The sequence below is a fragment of the Mitsuaria sp. 7 genome, from assembly GCF_001653795.1.
Classification (GTDB): domain Bacteria; phylum Pseudomonadota; class Gammaproteobacteria; order Burkholderiales; family Burkholderiaceae_C; genus Roseateles.
In genome coordinates this window covers 4,004,715-4,027,226 of the sequence record NZ_CP011514.1, presented here as the reverse complement: position 1 = coordinate 4,027,226, position 22,512 = coordinate 4,004,715, and the positions used below count along the sequence as shown (strand labels likewise).

The following is a 22,512-nucleotide window of genomic DNA, read 5'->3' as shown; positions in this document are numbered from 1 at the left end:
CACCTTAAGCACGGACGGCCTCCTGCACGATGTCGAGCTTCATCAGCACTTCCTTGACCTGCGCCACGTCCAGGCGGTGCGTGTTGTGGGAGGTGTAGTCCTCGATGCGCGAGATCTCGGTCTCGCCCTGCACGAAGTACTTGTCGTAGTTCAGGTCGCGCGAGTCGGCCGGGATGCGGTAGTAGCCGCCCAGGTCCTCGGCGCGGGCCATCTCCTCGCGCGAGACCAGCGATTCGTACAGCTTCTCGCCGTGGCGGGTGCCGATGACCTTGACCTCGCTCTGCGACTTCAGCAGCTCACGCAGCGCCTGCGCCAGGTCGCCCACGGTCGAGGCCGGCGCCTTCTGCACGAAGATGTCGCCGGGCCGGGCGTGCTCGAACGCGTACAGCACCAGGTCCACCGACTCTTCCAGCGACATCAGGAAACGCGTCATCGCCGGATCGGTCACCGTCAGCGCCTTGCCGGCGCGCAGCTGGTCCAGGAACAGCGGGATCACCGATCCGCGCGAGGCCATCACGTTGCCGTAGCGCGTGGCGCTCAGCACCGTCTTGCCGGGGTCGCACAGGCGCGACTTGGCGACCATGACCTTCTCCATCATCGCCTTGGACATGCCCATGGCGTTGATCGGGTAGACGGCCTTGTCGGTGCTCAGCACGACGCAGCGGCTCACCTCGTTGGCGATCGCGGCGCGGATGACGTTCTCGGCGCCGACGATGTTGGTGCGCACCGCTTCCATCGGATAGAACTCGCAGGACGGCACCTGCTTGAGCGCCGCCGCGTGGAAGACGTAGTCGACGCCCCGCAGCGCGTCGTGGACCGCGTCGTAGTCGCGCACGTCGCCGATGTAGAACTTCACCTTGTCGTTCTTCAGCGCGATGCGCATGTCTTCCTGCTTCTTCTCGTCGCGCGAGAAGATGCGGATCTCCGCGAAGTCGGAGTGCAGGAAGCGCTGCAGCACGGCGTTGCCGAAGCTGCCGGTGCCGCCGGTGATGAGGAGGGTCTTGTCTTTGAACATGATCGGAACCGTGTCGTCGGTGGAAGCGGTCGGTGGAGGCTGTCGGTGGATGCTGTCGGTGGAAGCGGTTGTCAGCCGAACGCGCGCATGCGCTGCACGAGTTCGGGCCAGGCCGGCGGCTGGTAGCCGGTGGCCTCGCGGAAGCGGGAGGAGTCGAGCGAACGATCGATCACGAGGCGATCGTCCGGCGTGATGACGGTGTCGCGGCCGTAGGCCTGCGCGACGAGGGTCAGCAGCGCGTGCTTGTCGATGGGCGCGGCCGACACGTGGTACAGGCCGCGCAGCGCGGGCTGCGGCAGCACGTGGTCGCGGATCACGCGGGCCAGTTCCACCGTCGGCAGCCCGGAGAAGACCGCGCGGGTGAAGCCCTTGACGGTGCCGCTCTGCGACAGGAACCAGCCCACCAGGCCGTTCGCGCTGTCGAGCTCGTGGCCGATGATGGACGTGCGCAGCGTGACGGCGTTGGGGTAGTCCACCTCGCCCATCAGCTTGCTGCGGCCGTAGAGGTCGGTGGCGTCGGGCGTGTCGCTCTCGCGGTAGCCGCCGGTCCTGCCGGAGAAGACGCAGTCGGTGCTCATGTGGATCAGGCGCGCGCCGGCGACGTCGCACAGCCGCGCCAGCCGGTGCGGCAGCAGGGCGTTGATCGGGATCGCGGCGAGCGGGTCGTCCGCCTCGGCCAGCTGCTTGATCAGGCCGACGCAGTTGATGACGACGTCCGGACGCACGGTCGCGAACAGGCGGGCCAGGCTGTCGGGATTGTCGACGTCGACGCCGGTGACGATGTGCGGATGCAGGGCGGTCGGCAGCTTGCGCAGCAGCGCGCCCGAACGCGCCGAGCCGAAGGCGCGGTAGCCGTCGCTCTCGGCGAACACGCGCAGCACGGCATTGCCGAGCATGCCGGAGGCGCCGATCACCAGGACGTGGAGGGGAGAGGTCATGTCGATTGCTTGTCTTGTGCGTCGGTGAACGACCGGTCGCCGCGCGACCCGGTCGCCAGCTGCCGGAAGCGGGCGGCCAGCTTGGCGGCGAGCGCTTCCGGCGCGAAATGCTGCTCGTAGTACCGGCGGCCGGACTCGCCCAGCGCGCGGCGCGCCTCGGGCGCCATGGCATGGATCCGGAGTATGCCTTCGGCCAGCGCGGCGGCGTCCTCGGCCGGCACCGCGATGCCGGCGCCGGCCTCCTCGACGACGCGGGCGCCTTCTCCGTCGAGCGAGGCGATGACGGGCCGGCCGGCAGCCAGATAGGCCTGCACCTTGCTCGGTACCGTCTGCGACAGGATCTCGCCGCGGTTCAGGCTCACCAGCACCGCGGCGGCCTGGTCGAGGATGCCCGGCATGGCCTGCGGCGGGAAGCGGCCGGCCAGCATCACGTTGTCCAGGCCGCGGCGCGCGACCTCGGCTTCCAGCCAGGGACCGCGGCCGCCGCTGCCGACCATCACGAGGCGGATGTCCGGCGCGCGCTGCGCCAGGAGAGCGGCGGCCTCGACGACCGTGTCCAGCGCCTGCACCGTGCCGAAGTTGCCGGCGAAGACGACGTTGAAGCCTTCCGGCAGTGTCAGCGCGGGGGGGACGTCGCCGGCCGGCGCGCTGAAGGCCAGCTCGCCCGGATTCGGGTGGTACTCGACGGGCGTGGCGCCCGCCATCGCGCGGACCGGCGGTTCGAACGCGTGGGACTGCACCAGCAGCAGGTCGTTGCGGCGGTAGATCCAGCGCACCACCGTCGCGACGGCGCCCAGCAGCCTCGGGTTGCGGACGAAGCCGGTGACCTCCAGGCTCTGCGGCCACAGGTCCTGCACCCAGGTCACCAGCTTGGCGCGCTTGACGCGCTTGAGCACGATGCCGGCGATGGCCTGCAGGATGGGCGAGGTGCCGTAGACGAAGACGACGTCGAAGGACCGGCCGCGCAGCGACCACGGCCCCAGGACGGCCGCCGAGGCCAGGAAGGAGAGGTAGTTCGCGACCAGCCGCTTCGCGCCGCCCGCGCCGCGCGGACACAAGGGCACGCGGTGGATGCGGTAACCCGACGGGTGCGTCTCGGCGGCCAGGCTCGCGGCCCGGTAGCCGTCGAAGACGCGGCCCTCGGGATAGTTGGGCTGACCGGTGAGCACGGTCACCTCGCAGCCGGCCGCGATCAGCGACTCCGCCACCTCGTTGATGCGGAAGGTCTCAGGCCAGAAATGCTGGCTGAGGATCAGCACCTTCATGCGCGTGCCGCGGCAGCCGGCAGCGACGCGCGCAGCAGCTCGTCCTTCTGCTCCGGCGACGGATAGCTGATCAGCACCGCGCGGTACTGGCCTTTGAACACGAAGAAGCTGCCGGCCGAGGCGCCGACGACGCCGCAGTCCTTGATCAGCGCGCCGATGTCCTGCAGCGAACCGGCGCCGCCCAGCACCGACATCGGCAGCCGGGTGGCCTCGCGGATCTTGCGCGCCAGGGCCAGGTCGTAGCCCTTCATCTGGCCGTCGCGGTCGATCGAGTTGACGACCACCTCGCCGGCGCCCAGACGCTCGGCTTCCTTGGCGAGGTCGACCGGGGACTTGCCGCTGTTCTTGCGGCCGTTGTGTGTCCAGACCTCCTGCTTGCCGAAGAGGCTGGTCTTGACGTCCAGCACGACGACCACGCTCTGGCTGCCGACCTCGGCGGCGATGCGCGAGATCAGCGTCGGGTCCTCGACCGCGGCGGCGCTCAGCGCGACCTTCTCGACGCCCAGGCCGATGATGCGCTTGGCCTGCTCGACGGTGCGCACGCCGCCGCCGTAGCACAGCGGCATGCGGCACTCGGCCGCGAACTGCGCGATCAGGCGGAAGTTGGGCTCGCGGCCCTGCACGGTGGCGTCGATGTCCAGGACGATGAGTTCGTCCGCTTCCTTCTCGTTGAAGATCTTGACCGCGTTGATCGGGTCGCCGACGTACTTGGCGTCCTTGAACTTGACGGTCTTGACCAGGCCGTCGTCGTGGACCAGCAGGCAGGGGATGATGCGGGGACGCAGCATGTCAGAGCTCCGAGAAGTTTTTCAGGAGCTGGGCGCCGAAATGGTGGCTCTTCTCCGGGTGGAACTGGACGCCGTGGATGTGGCCGGCGCTGACGGCGCAGCTGAATTCCTTGCCGTAGCTCGAAACCGCGGCGACATGGGCCGGATCCGCGCAGTCGAAGTAGAACGAGTGCAGGAAGTAGAAGCGCGCGTCGGTCGTCAGTTCATTGAACAGGCGGTGGCCGGCGGCCGGGTGGACGTCGTTCCAGCCCATGTGCGGCAGCAGCAGGTCGGGCTGGTTCAAGCCCTTGAAGCCCTTGACCTCGCCGGGGATCCAGCCCAGGCCGGCCTGGGTGCCCTCGTCGCTGCGGTCGGCCAGCATCTGCATGCCCACGCAGATGCCCAGCACCGGCATCTTCTCGCCCAGGACCATCTCGTCCAGGCGCTGGCGCATGCCCGAGCGGTCGAGCTCTTCCATCGCATGGTCGAAGGCGCCGACGCCCGGCAGGATCAGGCGCGTCGCGCCCGCCAGGTCGTCCACCGTCTTCGCCAGGCCCACCGGGACGTTGAGCCGCTTGTACATGTTCTGGAAGGCCAGGATGTTCCCCAGCCCGTAGTCGATGATCTTGATCATCGGATGATCGCCCGCTGGACGCCGACGGCGCGCATGACCTTGGTGCCGAGGTCGATCAGGCCCTGGCGGGACTTGTAGTCGCGCCAGCTCTTGTTCGGACCGTCGTGCAGGGCGCGCAGCTCCTCGACCGAGATGTCGAGCTTGGTGGCGATGTACTCGAAGTCCTGGGCGATCGTCGCCTCGTCGTAGGCCGGCTTGGCGATCTTCTCCAGCGCCTCGTCGCGCGACATCTGGTTGGTCAGGATGAGGCTGGAGAAATGCGCGCGGCGCTTGTCGTAGCCGAACTTGGTGGGCTGCCAGTAGCCTTCGTAGAAACGGGTGAAGCGCGACTCGTAATGCTTGTGCGCGTACTTCTGCCAACCGAACTTGTCGATCAGCAGCTGCATGGCCTGGTCCTTGATGTACGGCACGCAGTTCAGCGGGCGCCAGACCTGCACCCCCTTGATGTAGCGGTAGTAGAGCTTGTACGTGAAGATGTCGGACAGCGGGAAGGTCTTCAGCGGACGTGTGCCGAACTTGCCGTGGATGTCCTTGAGCTGCACCAGGTCGGACGCGTGATACGCCCACTCGAGCGGCTCGCGCACGCATTCGGTCGAGTAGTTGCCGCCGTTGAGGATGTACTTGATCTTGTGCTTGGCCGCGAAGTTGTACAGCGAGGCGAAGAAGGCGTGGTCCTGCGGCGTGTCCAGGTGCGGGACCTGGGCCTTGAAGTAGGCCAGCTGCAGGTCCTTCATCTCCTGCCAGTTGATCACCTCGGTGTGCAGGTGCAGGCCCAGGCCTTCGACGATGCGCTCGATGTTGTGCACCGCCTGCTGCGAGTTCCAGCCCGCGTCGACGTGGAAGATCAGCGGCCGCAGCCCGAATTTCTCCTTGGCCAGGTAGGCCAGGTAGGAGCTGTCCACGCCGCCGCTGATGCCCAGCAGCGAGTCGTACTCGCGGCCCTCGCCGTCCTTGCGGATCCGGGCGACCATGGTGTCGATCTCGGCCTGGCCGCGCTCGTCCGTGTGCCAGTTCGGCAGGATGTTGTCGTGGTAGTTGTTGCAGTAGTCGCACCAGCCGCGGGCATCGAAGGTGATGCCTGCGTCGCTGGTGTCCATGATGCAGTTGGCGCAGATGCGGTAGTTCTGTTGTGACACGGCGGACAGTCCCTGGAGAGATTCAGATGGTCGAGTAGAGGTGGCGGTTGTGTTCGAGCGCGACGGGGTCGGACAGGCGATCGGCGGCGGCCTGCCGGACCGCCGGCCGCACCGCCGCGCGGACGTCGGGCGACTGGTCGGCGAGCTCGTCCAGCACGGTCGCGAACGCGCCGGTGTCGGCGAGGTCGAGGTCCCAGCCCACGCCGTCGGCCGCGAGTCCGCGCCAGGGCGTGTTCTGGCTGATCAGCACGCGGGTGCCGACGGCGATCGATTCAGCGATGACATGACCGTAGTTCTCGCCGTGGGACGGGAACAGGAACACGTCGTAGCCGGCCAGGCGCTGGAAGACTTCCTCCGGCGCGACCGGGCCGAGGTAACGGGCCTGGACGTTCGCGGGCAGTTGCTTGAGCAGCGCCGCGCATTCCGCCCAGTACGCCGGGTCCTCCTGCGGGCCGATGATGTCGAAGTCCATCGGACGGCGGACGTGCTGCAGGATGCGCAGCGCGCCGTCGAGGTTCTTCTCGCGCGTCAGCCGCGACAGGAACACGACGCGCAACCGCTCCTGCGGCGGCGCCTGAGGCGCAAGCGCGGCGGCGTCGCGGATCGGCAGGTCGATGGCCGAGCGCACGCGGTCCGCGGGCAGCCGCATCGCGTCCACGATGCCTTGCGCCTCGTGCGGGCTGGAGGCGTGCCACCGCATGCCGCCGCCGTAGAAGCCGGCCAGGCGCGAGAGCTCGATGTAGAGCTTCTTCTTCGGATACTTGATGCGCAAGGGGCCTTCGACGAACTCGCCCCGCGGCGACATCACGACGCGTGCCGGACGGATCCGGCCCAGTCGCATCAGCAGCAGCAGCTTGATGGTGAAGACCGGGTCGAAGAAGCTGTTGAGGTGCAGGATGTCGTGCGGCGTGCCGTTGACCAGATCCGCCAGCGCGGACAGGCCGAGCTCCTCGGGCGCGAGGTAGCGCACGCGCGAGCGGCCCATCGTGACCCACTCGCCGCGCGGGACGTCGGCATAGGGGACGTCCGAGCCGAGGTCCCGGTCGCGGGTGACGATCAGGAACGAGAACTCGTCGCCCAGCCATTCGACCGTGTTGAGCACGGTGCGCGCGATGCCACCCGACATGTAGCCGGGGAAGTAGTTGGGGACGAAGATCAGGACGGTCTGCATGAAGGCGGGCGGCTCAGGTCGGCGCGAGCGGTGGCTGTCGCGCAGCATCGGGCAAGGTGGGCGCGACGGGATCGGTCGTGGGCGCGGGCAGGGAGGACGGCGCGCGTCGCTGCTCGACGGCGATGGCGATGAGCAGGAACAGGTAGATGTGGAACACCGCGCTGTCGGTGGACATCGCCTGGTTGCCGTTCGTGCCCATGTAGAAGAAGAACGGGAAACCCGCCGACATCAGGAACAGGCCGAGCGGGTCGCGGATGCGGCGCGCCTGCATCACGCCGAACAGGTAGCTGCCGAAGTACAGCGCTCCGCCGACCAGCCCCAGCTTCATCAGCGTCGCCAGGAAGTCGACCTCGTAGCTGAACGGACGTTCGTCGCTGCGGATGTAGGCGGCGACCGTGCCGAAGCCGCCGCCGAGCACCGGGTTCTCGGCGATCTTGTCCAGCAGCGCCGGGATCTGGGCATACCGTTCCGCGGACGAGATGTCGTTGTCGGAGAACTCGAACCGCTCCTGGATCCAGTCCAGGTTGGCGCCTACCGTCAGGACGAGGATCAGCAGCGAGCCCAGCACCAGCCGCAGACGCGGCCGCGGCGGGAGGACCTTCAGCAGCCGTGGCGCGACGATGAGCAGCTGCAGCGCGGTGGCGATCACCAGCGCGCGGCGGCCGTCGAGCAGGAGCGCGACCACGTACAGCAGCGACAGCAGCAGCTCGCGCCGGCGCTGCGTCTGCGAAAAGCGGTACAGCGACAGCGCCAGGCCCAGCATCATCAGGTGGGCGATGTTGGTGTACAGACCCAGCGCGCCCGAATTGCTGTCGACCTTCCACGACAGGCCGAGGCCCTTCAGGAAGGCGTTCACGAGCAGCAGGGAGTCCGTCTCGACCGCGCCGAAGAGCACGAAGAAACCCACCGCCAGCGTGACGCTGAGCAGCGCGATCGCGATCGACAGCTGGTCGATGAGCCGGAAGAACGAGCGTTGCAGGTCGTTCTGCAGGATCAGCAGGTAGAGCACCGGCAGCACGCCGATGTAGAGCAGGAAGCCGGCGGAATCCGTGACGATGTACTGACTGACGTTGCCGTGCACGACGGCCACGCAGGACCAGCCGACGTAGACGATCAGCAGCGCCGCCCAGATGCCGGACACGAAGGTGGACGGCAAGCGCAGCCGGCGATGCACCAGGCCCGCGCCGGCCACCAGCGCCGCCAGCGCGAACGACAGCACCAGCACCGGCGCGATGAACTGTTCCAGCAGCGGGTAGAAGCCCAGCGAACCGCAGGCGGCCAGCAGCAGCAGGCGCTTGAGCCGATGGGCCGGCGTCTGCGCCGGCTGCGGCAGCTCAGTGAGAACGGAGGTAGGCATGGATCAGCGTCCCGACGCGCATCTTGCGTCGCAGCGTGGCCATCGACGCCGCGACCGCGCGCAGGCGGAACTCGCCCGGGCTCGTGCTCTTGGCATCGCCGTGGTAGATCACCATGCGCGGGTCGTAGACCACGCGCAGGCGGCGGCGGACGCAGTTGAAGGCGATCAGGTCCTCTTCGCCGTACATGAAGATGTCTTCGTCGAGTTCGCCGAAGGCCCGCAGGTAGTGTTCCGACAGGAACAGGAAGCAGCCGTGGACCATGTAGACGTCGGTCAGTCCGCCTGTCCCGCCGTTGTCGTCGACCGGGAGGGCATCGGCGGCGTCCGGCATGCGCGTGGGGCGCGGCTTGACCACGGTCCGCAGGGCGATCCCCTTCAGCGCCGTCCACAGCTTGCCGAGGTGGATGGCGGCGATGTATTGCAGCGTCAGGCGCGGCAGCATGGGGTTGTCCGAGCCCGGTTCGTCGCCGCGCACGTAGGGGCCGACGACCGCAATGCCGGCGTCGCGCGCGGCCAGGCAACGTTCGATCAGGTCTGGCGACTCGACCCGGGTGTCGCTGGTGGCGATGACGACGTTGAGGATGCCCCGCTCGCGCAGCGCGCGGATGCCCACGTTGTTGCCGGACGAGTAGCCCCCGTTGCGCCCCGACTGCAGCACCGTCACGCGCGGATGACCGGCGAAATGGCGCGCCAGCACGTCGAACGCGCCGTTCGGCGAGGCGTTGTCCACCACGACGACCGGCGCCTCGCCGGGCAGGGCGAGGATGCTGTCGACGCAGCGCACCGTCTCGTCGTGGTTGACGTAGTTGAGGACGACGAAGCCAAGGTCGGAAGACATGGGGGAACGGTCAGCGGGAGGTGGTGCGGGGGGCGGTGCGGGAGGGGCGCGGTGCCTCGACCACGGCCCTCAGGATTTGCAGGTATCGCTGGCCGAACTCGACGGTCCGGCGGTGGAGCGCGATTCTAGCGGTTGCCTCGGCGGCATCGTCGACGCCGCCAGGCAGTGCCGCCCAGGCTTGGCGCAGCAGCGCGGCCAGCGCGGACGGGTCTTTCGGGTCGAAATAGACGGCCTGCGGATGGGCCTGTTCGCGGTGCACGGCGAGGTCCGAGGCGATCAGCGGCTTGCCCATGGACTTGGACTCCTCGACGCTGCTGCTCCAGCCCTCGAAGAAGGACGGATTGACCACCGCGACGCTGGCGCGCATCAGGCCCTGCACGTCGGCGTAGTCGATGCTGCCCAGCAGCCGGACGTGCTGTTGCAGGCCTTGGTCCTCGCGCACGCGCAGCGCGTCGTCGGCCAGCGTGTTGCCGTTCGGGTCCTTGATCCAGCCGGTGCACACCAGCGTGACGTCCAGGCCTTCGCGCTTGAGCTGGGCGACCGCCTCGAACGCGGCGCGGTGGTTCTTGTGGGCCCAGAACTGGTTGGGCAGGAAGAAGAAACGCTCCGGCAGTCCGTGCTTGTCCAGCAGTGCACGCGTCGCCTCGGGACTGGTGGCGCCGAGGTGCAACTGCGAGACGAAAGGCAGCACGTGGGTGCGGGCCGGCCGGGGCTCGCCCATCACCTGGGCGAAGTCCTTGTGCGCGTCCTGGCTGCTGACGACCACCGCGTCGCTGTGACGGTGCAGCGCGCGCAGGTCGGCGCTGCGGCGTTCGACGTCCAGCCCCGGGAAGAGGTGCGGCAGGTGCAGGTACTGGAAGTCCGGGATCCAGGAGATCAGCCGGAAGCGCGGGCTCAGGCGTTCGACCATCGACGGATGCGACACGACGTCCACGCCGTGGCGACGCAGCTCGCGTTCGACGAAGACCTGCGAGCGCAGCCCGCGGTAGGCCAGCCGGTGGAAGAACCAGGGCACGGTGCCGCGGGTGAGGATGTCCAGCTGGACGACCTCGGCGACGCCCTGGAACTCCGCCAGCAGCTTGGCCGGGAGATCCTTGCCGATGAACAGCGTGACGCGGACCTGCTCGGGCCGCGCGGCGTGCACGGCATGGAGCAGGTTGCGGAAGTAGTTCAGGCCGCCCGCATAGGCCAGCCCGAAGTCGAACCAGAAGCCGACGTGGAGCGGTTTTTCGGAGGAGGCGGACACGGGCGTCGAAGACGGTGGAGTGACGGTCATGGGGGCTGGTGCGGTGCTCAGGCGGTGGTGCTGCGTGCCGTTCGGACCCAGCCGGCGTAGGCCGCGAGGCCGTCGGCCAGCGCGATCGTCGGCCGCCAGCCGGTGGCGTGCATCCGCGTGGTGGCGGCGTGATAGAAGCGCGGATCGCCGGCGCGCACGGTGCCGTTGAAGCGGATCTCCGTGGTGCTGCCCAGCGCGCGGGCGAGCCGCCCCAGCACGTCGCGCACGGTCACCCGCTCGCCGCTGGCGCCGTTGACGATCTCGAGCCGGACGTCGGCGGCCGGCGCCATCGTGGCGCGTTCGGCGGCGCGCTCGGCCAGGTGCAGCATCAGCGCCGCGGCGTCCTCGACATGGATCCAGTCCCGCGTCTCGTCGCCCGTGCCGAAGAAGGTCTGCGGCGATTCGCCCGACAGCAGCCGGGCGGAGGCGTCCCACAGCAACTGCTTGCGCAGGCCGGGTCCGTAGATCGAGAAGAAGCGCACCGCCACCGCCGGTTGACTGAAGCAGGCGGCATGCGCCGCGAGCAGCGTCTCCACCATCTGCTTGTGGAAGCCGTAGGGCGACACGGGGTTCGGCGCGTCCGTCTCGTGCAGCGGGCGGTCGGGCGTCGCGCCGTAGACCGCCGCGCTCGACGGGTAGAGCACCACGGCCGTCGGCGCGTGCCGGCGCAGATGCTCCAGCAGCACCATCGTGCTGCCGACGGTGCGCTCGTAAGCGTCCAGCGGCTGTTCCAGCGAGTACGGCACCGAGCCGTTGCTGGCGCAGTGGACGACGACGTCGGGCCGCTCGCCGAGTTGCGCGAGCCGGGCCAGGGCGTCCGTCGTCACGCTGCCGGACATCCAGCGGTGGTATCCGGATGCCGTGACCTCGGCGGCATCCGCCGCGCCATGGCCGATCCCCACGACCCGGTAGCCGGCCGCCCGGAAGCATCGGGCGACGGCTTGCCCGAGAAAGCCCAGGCCGCCCGTGATCAGGACGCAACGCGCGGGTGCGGAGGGGGAAGGGTCGTTCAGCATGACGAAGACGAGGGCGAAGACGAAGGCATGGGTCCGGGCAGGGGTCAGGTCGAGGCCGGCGCCGGCGCCGACCAGAGGGCGGAGCGCCGGTCCCAGCGGTCCAGGTTGTCGATGCACTCGCGGATCAGACGGTCGCTGTCGCGCATGTAGCCGATCCGCTCGGGCTTGACGTAGCGCTGCAGACGCTGCTCGTCGAGCGGCATGTCCACCGCCTTGTCGTAGAGGTACTTCAGATTGATGGCGCTCGTCGAGAACATCGGCACCACGACGCAGTGCCGGATCAGGCGGAGCCACAGTTCGATGGGCATGCGGGCGAAGCGCTCGTCGTCGATGACGACCAGCCGGCAATGGTCGCGGAGCCGGCGCTCGATCGCCTTCAGGGACTCGTAGGTGCTGCGCGGGTGCGGCTTGACATAGGCCGTCGAGCCGGGCGGGGAACTCGTGGCGATCACCTCGACGTAGAAGTCGATCTCCTGCGCCGGCGTCGACAGGCCCGATGCCGCCAGATTGCTCAGCAGGTACAGGCGGTCGCCCAGCGGCGTGCCTTGTCCGCACAGCTGCGCGCAGTAGGCGTCCAGGGGCTGCAGGCTGGCGGCCAGATCCTCGACGCAGGCGACGACATGCTCGCGCGGCGGCACCACCAGGGGCACGCGTTGGAAGAACCGGCCGGACAGGTCCATCGGCAAGGTCAGCACCGCCTCGTCGAAGGCGATCCTGCGGGGCGCTCCCAGCAGCAGCCGCTTGGCCAGCGCGCGGGCGCGGGCGATCCAGGGCGAGCGCGCCGGGTCGCGGAAGACGCTGCTGTCGGCGCGTTGGCCGACCAGCCCGAGCGAGTCCCCGTAGGCGCGCTTGCAGGCGCCGCTGTAGGCGTCCAGCAGGATCGGGCTGCCCAGGCCGATCTGATCCCGGGCAAGGTAGATCTCGTCGAAGTGGTCGCTGCCCAGGCGCTCGCGGAGATAGCGGACATTGCGGGAATGGCGGCCGCGCGCCAGCGCGTCCATGTCCGCCTGCCGGATGACCACGACGCGCGACCAGGCGCGTCCGTCGCTCAGCTGACGCACGGCGGCGGCCATGTCGTCCTCGATCTCCGGGGAGGCGAGGAAGTCGTAGAGCAGCAGGACGTTCTCGGAATCGTCCCAGCGTTCGCCCTCCGGAATGCCGTGGGTATAGGCGATGAGTCCCGCCAGATACTGCAGCGGGCCCTGGACGGTCAGCAGGCGCTTCTTCATGCGGATCCGACGGGGGTCAAGGGGGTGGGGGGCCGCCGGTCGAGCCGCGCGCACAGCAGGCGGCACAGGAGCATGGCGCACACGGAAGTGACGAAGGTGGCCAGCAGCATCGACTGCGCGGCGGCGACGAGCGGCGACACGTCCGCGGTCGCCGACAGGCCCTTCCAGGTCGCGAAGAAGGTGGCGCCGCCCACGGCGCTGCTCACCAGGTACACGTCCTGCCGGCCGAGCACGTTCAGCACGTTGCCGAAGGCGGAGAAGGTCATCGCGGCGGCAGCCAACGCCGTCCAGCGGGCGGCCTCGATGGCGGGGGCGTAGGCGGGCAGCAGCATCGTGACGAAGGTCGGGATGGTCAGCCAGCAGATCCCCGCGAAGGCCATGCCGGCGGCGAACATCCCGAGGCTCGCCCGCAAGGCCTGGCGCCACAGCGCCATCGCCGACCGGTGTTCCCCGTAGCTGCGCGACATCTGCGGATAGAGCACGGAGTTGAAGGCCGTCGGCACCATCACGGCCAGCGCGGCGAACTGGGCGGCGATGGCGTAATAGCCCAGCAGCTGCGGCGAGTCGGCCAGCACGAGCCGGTCCAGCGTCATGAACAGCGCGCCGAGCTGCCCCAGCAGCCAGATGGGCAGGCCGATGCGCACGAGCTGCCGGAACATCGCGCCGTCCCACTTCGGACGGACTTTCAGCGGGCGCTGATAGTGCAGCGCCGAGCTGCTGATCACCGCGACCAGCGCCGCGCGCAGCAGCAGACCGGCGTAGCCCAGCAGCTGCGCGAGCAGGGCCAGCGGCAGCCCGGCGATGGCGATCAGCGTGGTCCTGCGCGCCAGCGGTCCGAAGGCGCCGGCCGTGCTGTAGCCCACGGTCAGGAACTGCAGCGACCAGGACGACGCCAGGACCACCACGAACGCCGTGGCCGTGAGCATCTGATCCCGCGTCCCGGCCACGGCGAAGTACGCGATGCCGACCAGTCCCAGCATCAGCGTCAGGCCGGTCAGGCCCAGGCACCAGGCCAGTCCGACCTGCCCGGCCAGCTCCGCCTTGACAGTGTCGCCGCTGCCGCGCAGGAACGGGATCTGGCGGTTCATCGCGTTGAACACGCCGAGCTGCAGCGCCGACGCGTAGCTGATGAACACCGTCATCAGGTTCCACAGGCCGAGCTGGTGCGGCGGCGTCCAGCGCGTGACCATCAGCGTGGCCAGCAGCGTGAGCACGGTCGCGCCCAGGTTGCCGCTGAAGAACGCGATGACCGAGCGCATCTGCAGGCGCGCCGTGTCCTTGTCAGACATGTCCGGGGTCCCAGGTTCAGGCGTAGTCGTGTCGTGTCATGCCGGGCCGGTCACTCGTGCGCGTTCAGCGCCTTGTAGCCGTGGCCCTTGACCAGCTCGTCGCGTTGCGCGCTGATCAGGTCCTCGCGCGTCATCTCGCGAACCAGTTCCTCGAAGCTGATCTTCGGCGCCCAGCCGAGCTGCTTCTTCGCCTTGCTGGGGTCGCCCAGCAGCGTCTCGACCTCGGCCGGACGGAAGTAGCGCGGATCCACCGCGACGACGACACGCTCGGCGCCGTCCGCGTCGACCAGCCAGGCCTTCTCGTCGACGCCGCTGCCTTCCCAGCGCAGCGGCATCTCCAGCTCTTTGGCGGCGGCGTTCACGAAGTCGCGCACGCTGTACTGCACGCCGGTGGCGATGACGTAGTCCTCGGGCGTGTCCTGCTGGAGCATCAGCCACTGCGCCTCGACGTAGTCCTTCGCATGGCCCCAGTCGCGCAGCGAGTCCATGTTGCCCAGGTACAGGCAGTTCTGCAGGCCCAGCTTGATGCGGGCCAGCGCGCGCGTGATCTTGCGCGTCACGAAGGTCTCGCCGCGCAGCGGGGACTCGTGGTTGAAGAGGATGCCGTTGCACGCGAACATGCCGTAGGACTCGCGGTAGTTCACCGTGATCCAGTAGCCGTAGAGCTTGGCCACGCCGTACGGGCTGCGCGGGTAGAAGGGCGTGGTCTCCTTCTGCGGGATCTCCTGCACCTGGCCGTACATCTCGGACGTGCTGGCCTGGTAGAAGCGGGTCTTCTTCTGCAGGCCCAGCAGGCGGATCGCCTCCAGGATGCGCAGCGGGCCGATGGCGTCCGAATTGGCGGTGTACTCGGGCTCCTCGAAGCTCACGTGCACATGGGACTGCGCCGCCAGGTTGTAGATCTCGTCGGGCTGGACCTGCTGGATGATGCGCACCAGGCTGGACGAGTCCGTCATGTCGCCGTAGTGCAGGAACAGCCGCGTGTCGGGCAGGTGCGGGTCCTGGTACAGGTGGTCGATGCGGTCGGTGTTGAACAGCGAGGCGCGGCGGCGCACGCCGTGGACGACGTAGCCCTTGTCCAGCAGGAATTCCGCGAGGTAGGCACCGTCCTGGCCGGTGATGCCGGTGATGAGAGCGACTTTTTGGTTCATGGCTGCGCGTTCGATGAAAGGCGTGGGAAGGGGACGAGGGACGGGCGGGTTCAGCGGGCGCCGGGCGCGTTGGCCCAGTGCGAAGCCAGCGCCCAGTCGTCGGCGGTGTCGATGTCCAGGCTCTCGCGAGCGTCGGTCATCACGAAAGGCAGGACGCCGGGCCGCACGATGGGGCGGGCGGTGCGGGCGTCCTCGGCCGGGATCACGTAGAGCGCGCCGTTGAGCGCGTAGGCCGGGGTCAGGTCTTGCGAGCGCAGCGCCAGCGGCTCCCAGCCGAGGCTGGGACGCAGCTCGCCGTCCTGCCAGGCGAAGGTCCAGGCGGGGTGCGACGCGGCGGGGCTGACGCTGACGACCGGATGGCGCGTCGGACCGGGCTGGTCCGCGTAGGCGTTGACCGCGCCGCGGATCGCCGCGGCGCTCCGGAAGGGGCTGGTCGGCTGCAGCAGCAGCACCGCGTCGACGGCGCCGTGCGTCTGCTCGTACCAGGCCAGCGCGTGCGCGATGACGCCGGCGCTGCCGGCGGTGTCGGTGGCCAGCTCGGCCGGGCGCAGCCAGGGGACCATCGCGCCGGCGGCGCGGGCCGTCTGCGCGATCTCCTCGTCGTCGGTGCTGACCAGCACGTCGACGCAGACGCCGCTGTCGCGCGCCGCGTCGATGGACCAGCGGATCAGCGGCCGGCCGCCGAGCGGCAGCACGTTCTTGCGCGGCAGCCGCTTGCTGCCCCCGCGGGCGGGGACGAGCGCGAGCAGGCGCGGCGTGCCGACCACGGGATCAGCCATGGAACAGCCCCGCGACGTCGTACTGGGCGCGCTGGAAGTCTTCCATGCGGCCGATGTCCAGCCAGTACTCGTGGACGGGGAACATGTTGACCGGCTGGCCCTGGGCCATCTGCTGCTGCAGCAGCGTCGGCATGTCGATGCGCTGGCCGCGCGCGACGTCGTCGAGCACCGCGGGCGACAGCACGTAGATGCCGGCGTTGATGAAGTAGCGGTAGGCCGGCTTCTCGACCATCGAGATGATGCGCTGGCCGTCGCCCTCGATCACGCCGTAGGGCACGCGGTGCTCGTGCTCGCGCACGCACATCGTGGCGATGCCGTCGTGGCTCTCGTGGAAGTCGAGCAGCTTGTTGAAGTCGAGGTTGGTCAGCAGGTCGCCGTTCATCATGAACATCGGCTCGCGGATCGCGTCGCGCGGCAGCAGCCCCAGCGCGCCGCCGGTGCCCAGCGGTTCGTCCTCGTGCACGTACTGGACCTCGATGTCCCAGCGGCTGCCGTCGCCGATGTGGTCGCGGATCATCTCGGGCAGGTAATGCGTCGAGATGAAGAAGCGGTGGAACCCGGCGCGCACGAAGTTCTCGATGATGATCTCGAGGATGGGCTTGTCGCCCACGTTGAGCAGCGGCTTGGGGCAGTTGTCGGTGAGCGGCTGCAGCCGGGTGCCGAAGCCGCCAGCCATCAGGAACACCGCGTTGTCGCGGCGCTTGCCGTGCAGCAGGCCGTGCAGGGTCTCGATGCCTACGACGCGGCCTTCGGCGTCCACCAGCGGGATCTGCGAGACCTGGTGGCGCTCCATCAGCTGCAGCACGCGCTCCTTGGTCGAGCCGGCCGGGGCGGTGCGCGGCTGGCGCGCCATCACCTCGGCGATCGGCGCGTCCAGGCCGACCTGGCGGATCAGCGCGCGACGCACGTCGCCGTCGGTGACGGTGCCCAGGATGCGGCGCTGCTCATCGACGACGACGGCGATCTGCAGCCCGCCGCGGTCGAGTGCGGCGATGGCGTCCTGCAGGGAGACCTCAGGGGCGATGAGAACGGAGGACCAGGTGCTCATGACGACAACAGCTTGAAGTTCGACGGCCGGTTCACGGCCGGGGCGGTTCGGACGACGGTCGGGCGGGGGTGAGCCGCTTGCCGAGCAGGACCATCGGATGTTCGATGCGGTGATAAATGAGCAGCGAGACGACGATCGTCAGCGCGGAGACCGCCGCCAGCATGCCCCAGCCGGCCCACGAGGCCACGAGATCCGGCGCCAGCAGATGCAGCGCTCGCCAGATCACCGGATGCAGCAGATAGACGCCATAGGTCGCGAGACCCAGGTGCACGAGCGGTGTGCCGACCCAGGCCGGCAGCCGCAACGAGGTGCCGTACACCGCGAGGACGATGCCGATGCTCGCCGCGCTGAACACCCACCGGTTCAGGCCGGTGACGATGTTCACGGTGTCGCCGCTCACCGGGTACACGGTGAAGACGGCCACGCCCGCGATCAGCAGCAGCGCGCTGGTGACGAGGCGTCGGGCCTGTCCGGCGTTGAAATACAAGGCGATCCCGGCGGCGTAGAGGAACAGGTTGTTGAACGGATTGATGTAGGTCGCCCACTGGCGGGACAGCGGGACCGCGGGATCCAGCAGCGCCTGCGAGAACACCAGCGCCACGCCCGCGCAAGCCAGCACCACGCCGTTGCCCCATGCGCGCGAACGCCGGTAGGCGAGCAGCAGCAGCGGCGTCAGCGCGTAATAGACCATCTCGTTGCCGATCGACCAGGCGCCCGTGGTCATGTAGGACGACGGACTGATGAAGCCGAACAGGGTCGTGAGATTGAGCGCGATGAGCTTGAGGCTGACCGGCTCGCGGCTGGCGACGTTCATGGCGGTCACCGACAGGACGGCGATCCAGAACAGCGGCCAGATCCGGAAGATCCGGCGGACCAGGAACCGTGGCGTGCTGCCCGGCCCCTGGAGGAAGCGGTGGTAGGCGATCGCGATGCTGAGACCGCTGAGCACGAAGAACATCGACACGCCGTAGACGCCGAGCCGGCCCAGCGCCGTCGAGGCGTCCGGCTGCACCAGCTCCCAGAGGTTCAGGTGGTACAGCATGATCGAGAGCGCCAGCAGGCCGCGCAGCCAGTCCAGCGACTCGAAACGCGCCGGGGCCGCGAGCCGGCCCGGCGACAGGGGCGTGCCCGCGCTCGACGGGGTCACGACGGCGTCGGTGACGATCGAACTCATGCCGCGTCTCCTGGCATGGACGGATCGGGCGCGCGGGCCGGACGCCGACGATGCGGCGCATGCAGCGAACCGGCCGCCAGCGGCCGCGCCAGCACCGCGCCGGCGCTGACGATCGCGCCTTCGCCGATCGCCACCTGCTGCAGCACGACGCACGCGGCACCGAGGAAACTGCCGGCCCCGACCTCGACGCCCCCGCACAGCACGGCACCGGGCGCAAGGTGGACGTGGTCGCCGATGCGGCAGTCATGATCGACACGGACACCCGTGTTGACGATGGTGCTTGCGCCGATCGTGGCATCGGCCTGCACGATCGCCCCGGCCATGACCTGCGCGCCATCTCCCAGCGTCGCCGTCGGATCGATCACGGCGCCGGGATGAGCCAGCGCCACGAAGCGGAAACCCTTGGACGTCCATCGCTCGTGGAGGGTCCGGCGCACCTTGTTGTGCGACACCTGTCCGATGCCGTTGAGCAGGCCGACGCGGTCGATGTCGAGGGCGGACAGCGCCTCGTCGTCGCCGAGCACCGGAACGCCACGCCACGCGGTCGCGCCGTCGCGCGCCAGCGCGGGATCGCAGACGCCGATGACGTCGCGACCCAGCGCGCGCGCGAGCGACAGCACGACCTTGGCGTGGCCGCCCGCACCGATCAACACCAGCGGAAGGTCCTTGGCGCGCGTCATGGCTGGTAGAGGTCGCCTTGCGCGTAGTCGCGATTGGCCGGCTGGCCGACCAGTTGCCACAGCGTGGCCGCCGGCAGACCGGCGCCGCTGCGGGCCGTCGCCAGATCGGCGCGCGTCAGCACCTGGCCGCGTTCCACCGCTCGCGCCAGCACGACCTGCTGCCGCGCGGCCTTGCGCGTCTTCCATTCGCTGGGCTGCGGACTCTTGGCCCCCTCGCCGAGTGCGACGGCCAGGGCGCGGATGTCGCGCACCATCTGGGTCAGTTCGCCAGGTTCGAGCGAGGCGCGGTGATCCGGCCCGGGCATCGAGCGATCGAGGGTGAAGTGCTTCTCCACCAGCACGGCACCGCGCGCCACCGCAGCCACGGGGATCAGGATGCCCTCGGTGTGGTCCGAATAGCCGACGGGGAGGCCGAAGGCCTGGGCCAGCGTGTCCATGGCCAGCAGGTTCACCTCGCCCATCGGGGTCGGGTATTGGGAGGTGCAGTGCAGCACCGTCACGCGGCCCTGGAGGGAACGTCGCCATTCGGGGCGGGTCCAGCCTTCCCAGACCTCGTCGAGGTCGGCGGGCTCGCTCTCCGCGTTGAAGGCATGCGCGATCACGGCCAGCGCCTGCTCGACCTCCGACAGCGTGGCCATGCCGGTCGACACGACGAGCGGCTTGCGCAGCCGTGCGAAGCGCCAGAGCAGCGGACCGTTGGTCAGTTCGCCGGAGGGCACCTTGAAGAAGGGCATGTCCAGACCGGCGAGGAAGTCCAGGCTGTCGATGTCGAAGGCGGTGGACAGGAATTCGATGCCTTCGGCCTTCGCGTGCGCCTTCAGCTCGGCGTGCCACTCGCGCGGGAGTTCCAGTTTGCTCAGCATGTCGAGCTGGCTCTCGGCCTGGTCCGTCGTCTGGCGCTGGTAATCCGCCTTGGGCGCGCTGGCGCGGGCCAGCTTCTTCGCGTCGAAGGTCTGGAACTTGACGGCGTCCGCGCCGGCCGCTGCGGCGGCGCTCACCAGTTGCCGGGCCAGGGCCAGGCTGCCGTTGTGGTTCACGCCCGCTTCCGCGATGACGTAGACGGATCTGTCGCTCATTGGATTTCCTTCAGCAGCATGAAGGCCTCGGCCGCCATGACGCCGCTCTGGCTGCCGCGCAGTTGCGCCAGCGCGCGCAGCGCGACCTCGCTGCGCGGGAACGGGAACGGTCCCAGCTCGCTGGCGAAGATGCCCATGATCTCGAGCTTCTTGTCCAACTGGTCCGCGATGTCGATGAAGAGGTTGGGGCGGAAGCCCGGATCATCCGGACGGATGCCGAATTCGGTCTCCGACAGGGTTTCATAGGCGCGCACCGACCTCACCGACGGATAGCGGAAGGTCTTGGCGCAGGCCGCCGCGGCGTCGAACACCGCCGCATGGTCGGTATGGGCGTCGTTGCGATAAGGCACGTAGAGAATCTGCGCGGAGGTCTCCTTCACGACGCGGCCCAGCGCACCGACGAGGTCGCCCTTGGGCACCGTGTCCAGCGTCATCGTGGGAAAGTCGAGGCGATGAACGCCGGCGAAACCGTAGGCCCGTGCCACCGCGTCGATCTCGGCATCGCGCGAGCGCACCCGCTCTTCACTGAAACCGTGCGAGGTCTTGACCGCCGTGACGATCACCCAATGCACGCGATCGCCGCGTTGGACATGCCGCAGCACGGTGCCGCCGCAGCCCAGGGTTTCATCATCCGGATGCGGCGCGACGACCAATACGGTCTGGGGATCACTGGCGTGCATGAAGCGGGTCCTCGGTCTTCTTGATCAGGGCGCGGAAGTCGGTCGACTTGAGCAGCTCGGCCGCCTTCACGGCGCTTCGGCCATCGCCGTACGGATTGACGAGACCCGGCAGGCCGGCGGTGAAGGCGTCGCCGCGCACCGTGTCCAGCGCCGATGAGATCGCGTCGCGGTCGCCGTCGCAGAACAGCACGTTGGCGCCGCAGGTGCGACCGCGCTGGCGTTCGCCGATGTTGATGACGGGCAGTCGAACGCTCGCGGCCTCGAGCAGGCCGGCCGAGGAGTTGCCGATCATCAGCGACGCGTGGCGCATGAGATTGACGAAATTCGCGCGCGAGGTGTTGCCGTAATAGGTGACCTGATCCAGCCGGCCCAGCTCGCGCAGCGCCGCCACGAGGTCGTTGTTGCCGGGGTCCGGATTGGGCGCTCCCACCATGACGTGATAACCGCGCTCGATCATGGCGTGGACCGCGTCGCGGACGAAGGACGGCGCCGTGGCGCGCTCCTGGTCCACCGGGTGGAAGATCAGCACCGCCAGCGGATGGTCCGACGCGTGCGACCCGGCCGACATCCCCTGCAGGACGGCGTCCTTGTCCAGCAACGGTTCCGATGCGAACTTGTCGAGCGCGACGCTGCCGATGACCGAGATCCGGCGGTCGCTCTCACCGAGGTTCAGCAAGCGTTGGCGATGCTCATCGATGCTGACGAAATGCGCCGTGGACAGCTTCGAGGTCGCGTGGCGGACCGGATTGTCGACGTGGCCGTCGGACGCATGATCGCCGCCGAAGAAATGCACCGTCGGGATGTCCAGGAAGGCGCCGATGGTGGCCGCCACCAGCACGTCCTCGCGGTCGCCCGCGAAGATCATCAGGTCGGGCGCGTAGGCCCGGATCAGGTCGATCGCGCCGTTGAGCAGGTTCGCGGCGGTCTTCAGGCGCGAGGACTTGCTGTCGCCGCTGATGAGGCTTTCCACGTCGCCCAGCAGCGTGAATCCGTCGGCGACGATCAGGTCGACCGTGCGGCCGAACTGGGGGGACAGGTGGGCGCCCGACACCAGCAGCCGCAGATCGACCTCGGGGTCGTCATGCAGCGCCCGATAGACACCGCTCATCAGGTCGTAATCCGACCGGATGGAGGTGAGGCCGAGGATGCGCTTCATCGTTCCGCTCAGAACAGGTCGGAGAGGGCCATCTCGCGATGGATGGCGGCCGGGTCGAAGGCGCTGCGCAGGCCGATGCCGCCGAACTGGTAGTCGAACTGGCGGTTCGGCTCGAGGCCGGTGCTGGCGTCGACCAGCAGGTTGATCCCGGCATCTTCCGGCAGGTGGACGAACTGATCCGGATGTTCCCACCAGAGCAGGTCCAGCGCATCGCCGTGGCGCTTGTAGGCCAGGCCGTTCTCGAAGGTGTAGCTCGCGCCGGGGCGGGACAGCCGCCACTCGCGCAGCGCGGGCTGGGTGAGGTCGAGGCCGAGCCGGCCTGCCTTGTCCAACTGGCCGGTCCCGGCCAGCGCCAGCAGCGCCGCCTTGTCGACGGTGGCGACGTAGTCCGATTCTGGAAGCTGCCAATTCAGACGCTTGCGGAAGCCCGGTGTCGATTGGGCGTTCGGGAATCCGAACACGAAGTCCACACCGAGGTCCGCGGCCACCGCGTAGTTCTGCTCCGCCAGCTGGGTGAAGAGACCGAACTTGCGGTGGGATTCGGCCACCATTGTGGTCATCGAGATGTAGCTGTTCTTGCGCACCTCGCCGTTGGACAGCGGCATGGGCACGATCGCGTAATGGCCCACCAGCGCCTCGTCCTCGTAGCAGAGCGTGACGATGGGTTCGCCATTCGGGTTGCGCTGATAGGCCCAGTCCCAAATCTCGCCCAGCGACCGTTGGCCGAAACTCGCGAAGAAGAGCCGTTCGATCGATTCCCGATGCTGCAGGAGATCGGCTTTGCTGGTGACGCTGGTGATGTTCATGCGCAAAGGAAGGTAGAGGAGTGGGTCGGCC

Annotated in this window: 22 protein-coding genes; all 22 read right to left on the bottom strand. The window is 68.8% G+C overall.

The window, feature by feature from the left end; genetic code table 11:
- Positions 1 to 4 precede the first annotated feature (4 nt).
- Complete coding sequence (locus ABE85_RS17665; RefSeq protein ID WP_067277499.1) at positions 5 to 1,015, bottom strand: polysaccharide biosynthesis protein; 1,011 nt, start codon at positions 1,013 to 1,015, stop codon at positions 5 to 7.
- A gap of 71 nt (positions 1,016 to 1,086) precedes the next feature.
- Positions 1,087 to 1,953 carry an SDR family oxidoreductase gene (locus ABE85_RS17660; RefSeq protein ID WP_067277496.1) on the bottom strand — a complete coding sequence of 289 codons (867 nt, stop codon included), beginning with the start codon at positions 1,951 to 1,953 and terminating at the stop codon, positions 1,087 to 1,089.
- Entirely contained in the window at positions 1,950 to 3,218 is a 1,269-nt protein-coding gene (locus ABE85_RS17655) for a glycosyltransferase family 4 protein (RefSeq protein WP_067277494.1), read from the bottom strand. Before ABE85_RS17655 ends, ABE85_RS17660 begins: the two co-directional genes overlap by 4 nt.
- Positions 3,215 to 4,006, bottom strand: a complete 792-nt coding sequence (locus ABE85_RS17650) for an AglZ/HisF2 family acetamidino modification protein (protein ID WP_067277490.1) — start codon at positions 4,004 to 4,006, stop codon at positions 3,215 to 3,217. The genes ABE85_RS17655 and ABE85_RS17650 overlap by 4 nt, the downstream gene beginning before the upstream one ends.
- Before the next feature lies 1 nt (position 4,007).
- Positions 4,008 to 4,619, bottom strand: coding sequence for an imidazole glycerol phosphate synthase subunit HisH (gene hisH / locus ABE85_RS17645; RefSeq protein WP_067277487.1), 612 nt, complete (start codon positions 4,617 to 4,619; stop codon positions 4,008 to 4,010).
- Complete coding sequence (locus ABE85_RS17640) at positions 4,616 to 5,755, bottom strand: N-acetyl sugar amidotransferase (RefSeq protein ID WP_082938711.1); 1,140 nt, start codon at positions 5,753 to 5,755, stop codon at positions 4,616 to 4,618. Before ABE85_RS17640 ends, hisH begins: the two co-directional genes overlap by 4 nt.
- Positions 5,756 to 5,777: 22 nt before the next feature.
- Positions 5,778 to 6,926: a glycosyltransferase family 4 protein gene (locus ABE85_RS17635; protein ID WP_197507045.1), complete on the bottom strand. Its 1,149-nt coding sequence runs from the start codon at positions 6,924 to 6,926 to the stop codon at positions 5,778 to 5,780.
- Between the two features lie 13 nt (positions 6,927 to 6,939).
- Positions 6,940 to 8,283: an O-antigen ligase gene (locus ABE85_RS17630; protein ID WP_067277481.1), complete on the bottom strand. Its 1,344-nt coding sequence runs from the start codon at positions 8,281 to 8,283 to the stop codon at positions 6,940 to 6,942.
- A complete protein-coding gene (locus ABE85_RS17625) occupies positions 8,261 to 9,121 on the bottom strand; it encodes a glycosyltransferase (RefSeq protein WP_067277479.1) in 861 nt (286 codons plus the stop codon). Before ABE85_RS17625 ends, ABE85_RS17630 begins: the two co-directional genes overlap by 23 nt.
- Before the next feature lie 10 nt (positions 9,122 to 9,131).
- A complete protein-coding gene (locus ABE85_RS17620) occupies positions 9,132 to 10,397 on the bottom strand; it encodes a glycosyltransferase family 1 protein (protein WP_082938710.1) in 1,266 nt (421 codons plus the stop codon).
- A 17-nt stretch (positions 10,398 to 10,414) separates the two neighbouring features.
- Positions 10,415 to 11,530: an NAD(P)-dependent oxidoreductase gene (locus ABE85_RS17615; RefSeq protein ID WP_082938709.1), complete on the bottom strand. Its 1,116-nt coding sequence runs from the start codon at positions 11,528 to 11,530 to the stop codon at positions 10,415 to 10,417.
- The gene (locus ABE85_RS17610; protein WP_067277475.1) at positions 11,458 to 12,642 is read right to left on the bottom strand and encodes a polysialyltransferase family glycosyltransferase; all 1,185 of its coding nucleotides are present in this window, start codon (positions 12,640 to 12,642) and stop codon (positions 11,458 to 11,460) included. Before ABE85_RS17610 ends, ABE85_RS17615 begins: the two co-directional genes overlap by 73 nt.
- Positions 12,639 to 13,931 carry a lipopolysaccharide biosynthesis protein gene (locus ABE85_RS17605; protein WP_067277473.1) on the bottom strand — a complete coding sequence of 431 codons (1,293 nt, stop codon included), beginning with the start codon at positions 13,929 to 13,931 and terminating at the stop codon, positions 12,639 to 12,641. Before ABE85_RS17605 ends, ABE85_RS17610 begins: the two co-directional genes overlap by 4 nt.
- A 50-nt stretch (positions 13,932 to 13,981) precedes the next feature.
- Positions 13,982 to 15,082 (bottom strand): GDP-mannose 4,6-dehydratase, encoded by a 1,101-nt coding sequence (gene gmd / locus ABE85_RS17600; protein ID WP_067277471.1) that lies wholly within the window; start codon positions 15,080 to 15,082, stop codon positions 13,982 to 13,984.
- A gap of 50 nt (positions 15,083 to 15,132) precedes the next feature.
- Positions 15,133 to 15,861 (bottom strand): cytidylyltransferase domain-containing protein, encoded by a 729-nt coding sequence (locus ABE85_RS17595; protein WP_067277469.1) that lies wholly within the window; start codon positions 15,859 to 15,861, stop codon positions 15,133 to 15,135.
- Positions 15,854 to 16,909 (bottom strand): nucleotidyltransferase family protein, encoded by a 1,056-nt coding sequence (locus ABE85_RS17590; protein ID WP_067277462.1) that lies wholly within the window; start codon positions 16,907 to 16,909, stop codon positions 15,854 to 15,856. The genes ABE85_RS17595 and ABE85_RS17590 overlap by 8 nt, the downstream gene beginning before the upstream one ends.
- Positions 16,910 to 16,940: 31 nt before the next feature.
- A complete protein-coding gene (locus ABE85_RS17585) occupies positions 16,941 to 18,083 on the bottom strand; it encodes an acyltransferase (RefSeq protein ID WP_082938708.1) in 1,143 nt (380 codons plus the stop codon).
- Positions 18,080 to 18,763, bottom strand: a complete 684-nt coding sequence (locus tag ABE85_RS17580; RefSeq protein WP_067277460.1) for an acetyltransferase — start codon at positions 18,761 to 18,763, stop codon at positions 18,080 to 18,082. Before ABE85_RS17580 ends, ABE85_RS17585 begins: the two co-directional genes overlap by 4 nt.
- Positions 18,760 to 19,839, bottom strand: a complete 1,080-nt coding sequence (gene neuB / locus ABE85_RS17575) for an N-acetylneuraminate synthase (RefSeq protein WP_067277457.1) — start codon at positions 19,837 to 19,839, stop codon at positions 18,760 to 18,762. The genes ABE85_RS17580 and neuB overlap by 4 nt, the downstream gene beginning before the upstream one ends.
- Positions 19,836 to 20,519 (bottom strand): PIG-L deacetylase family protein, encoded by a 684-nt coding sequence (locus tag ABE85_RS17570; RefSeq protein WP_067277454.1) that lies wholly within the window; start codon positions 20,517 to 20,519, stop codon positions 19,836 to 19,838. Before ABE85_RS17570 ends, neuB begins: the two co-directional genes overlap by 4 nt.
- Positions 20,506 to 21,675 carry a UDP-N-acetylglucosamine 2-epimerase gene (neuC, locus tag ABE85_RS17565; RefSeq protein ID WP_067277450.1) on the bottom strand — a complete coding sequence of 390 codons (1,170 nt, stop codon included), beginning with the start codon at positions 21,673 to 21,675 and terminating at the stop codon, positions 20,506 to 20,508. The genes ABE85_RS17570 and neuC overlap by 14 nt, the downstream gene beginning before the upstream one ends.
- A gap of 8 nt (positions 21,676 to 21,683) precedes the next feature.
- A complete protein-coding gene (locus tag ABE85_RS17560) occupies positions 21,684 to 22,481 on the bottom strand; it encodes a GNAT family N-acetyltransferase (RefSeq protein ID WP_067277445.1) in 798 nt (265 codons plus the stop codon).
- Positions 22,482 to 22,512: the final 31 nt, after the last annotated feature.

Bases quoted from the DNA above. Each gene is read 5' to 3' on its own strand.
- ABE85_RS17665 (WP_067277499.1), bottom strand. From the start codon at position 1,015: ATGTTCAAAGACAAGACCCTCCTCATCACCGGCGGCACCGGCAGCTTC.
- ABE85_RS17660 (WP_067277496.1), bottom strand. From the start codon at position 1,953: ATGACCTCTCCCCTCCACGTCCTGGTGATCGGCGCCTCCGGCATGCTC.
- ABE85_RS17655 (WP_067277494.1), bottom strand. From the start codon at position 3,218: ATGAAGGTGCTGATCCTCAGCCAGCATTTCTGGCCTGAGACCTTCCGC.
- ABE85_RS17650 (WP_067277490.1), bottom strand. From the start codon at position 4,006: ATGCTGCGTCCCCGCATCATCCCCTGCCTGCTGGTCCACGACGACGGC.
- hisH (WP_067277487.1), bottom strand. From the start codon at position 4,619: ATGATCAAGATCATCGACTACGGGCTGGGGAACATCCTGGCCTTCCAG.
- ABE85_RS17635 (WP_197507045.1), bottom strand. From the start codon at position 6,926: ATGCAGACCGTCCTGATCTTCGTCCCCAACTACTTCCCCGGCTACATG.
- ABE85_RS17630 (WP_067277481.1), bottom strand. From the start codon at position 8,283: ATGCCTACCTCCGTTCTCACTGAGCTGCCGCAGCCGGCGCAGACGCCG.
- ABE85_RS17625 (WP_067277479.1), bottom strand. From the start codon at position 9,121: ATGTCTTCCGACCTTGGCTTCGTCGTCCTCAACTACGTCAACCACGAC.
- ABE85_RS17620 (WP_082938710.1), bottom strand. From the start codon at position 10,397: ATGACCGTCACTCCACCGTCTTCGACGCCCGTGTCCGCCTCCTCCGAA.
- ABE85_RS17610 (WP_067277475.1), bottom strand. From the start codon at position 12,642: ATGAAGAAGCGCCTGCTGACCGTCCAGGGCCCGCTGCAGTATCTGGCG.
- ABE85_RS17605 (WP_067277473.1), bottom strand. From the start codon at position 13,931: ATGTCTGACAAGGACACGGCGCGCCTGCAGATGCGCTCGGTCATCGCG.
- gmd (WP_067277471.1), bottom strand. From the start codon at position 15,082: ATGAACCAAAAAGTCGCTCTCATCACCGGCATCACCGGCCAGGACGGT.
- ABE85_RS17595 (WP_067277469.1), bottom strand. From the start codon at position 15,861: ATGGCTGATCCCGTGGTCGGCACGCCGCGCCTGCTCGCGCTCGTCCCC.
- ABE85_RS17590 (WP_067277462.1), bottom strand. From the start codon at position 16,909: ATGAGCACCTGGTCCTCCGTTCTCATCGCCCCTGAGGTCTCCCTGCAG.
- ABE85_RS17585 (WP_082938708.1), bottom strand. From the start codon at position 18,083: ATGAGTTCGATCGTCACCGACGCCGTCGTGACCCCGTCGAGCGCGGGC.
- ABE85_RS17580 (WP_067277460.1), bottom strand. From the start codon at position 18,763: ATGACGCGCGCCAAGGACCTTCCGCTGGTGTTGATCGGTGCGGGCGGC.
- neuB (WP_067277457.1), bottom strand. From the start codon at position 19,839: ATGAGCGACAGATCCGTCTACGTCATCGCGGAAGCGGGCGTGAACCAC.
- ABE85_RS17570 (WP_067277454.1), bottom strand. From the start codon at position 20,519: ATGCACGCCAGTGATCCCCAGACCGTATTGGTCGTCGCGCCGCATCCG.
- neuC (WP_067277450.1), bottom strand. From the start codon at position 21,675: ATGAAGCGCATCCTCGGCCTCACCTCCATCCGGTCGGATTACGACCTG.
- ABE85_RS17560 (WP_067277445.1), bottom strand. From the start codon at position 22,481: ATGAACATCACCAGCGTCACCAGCAAAGCCGATCTCCTGCAGCATCGG.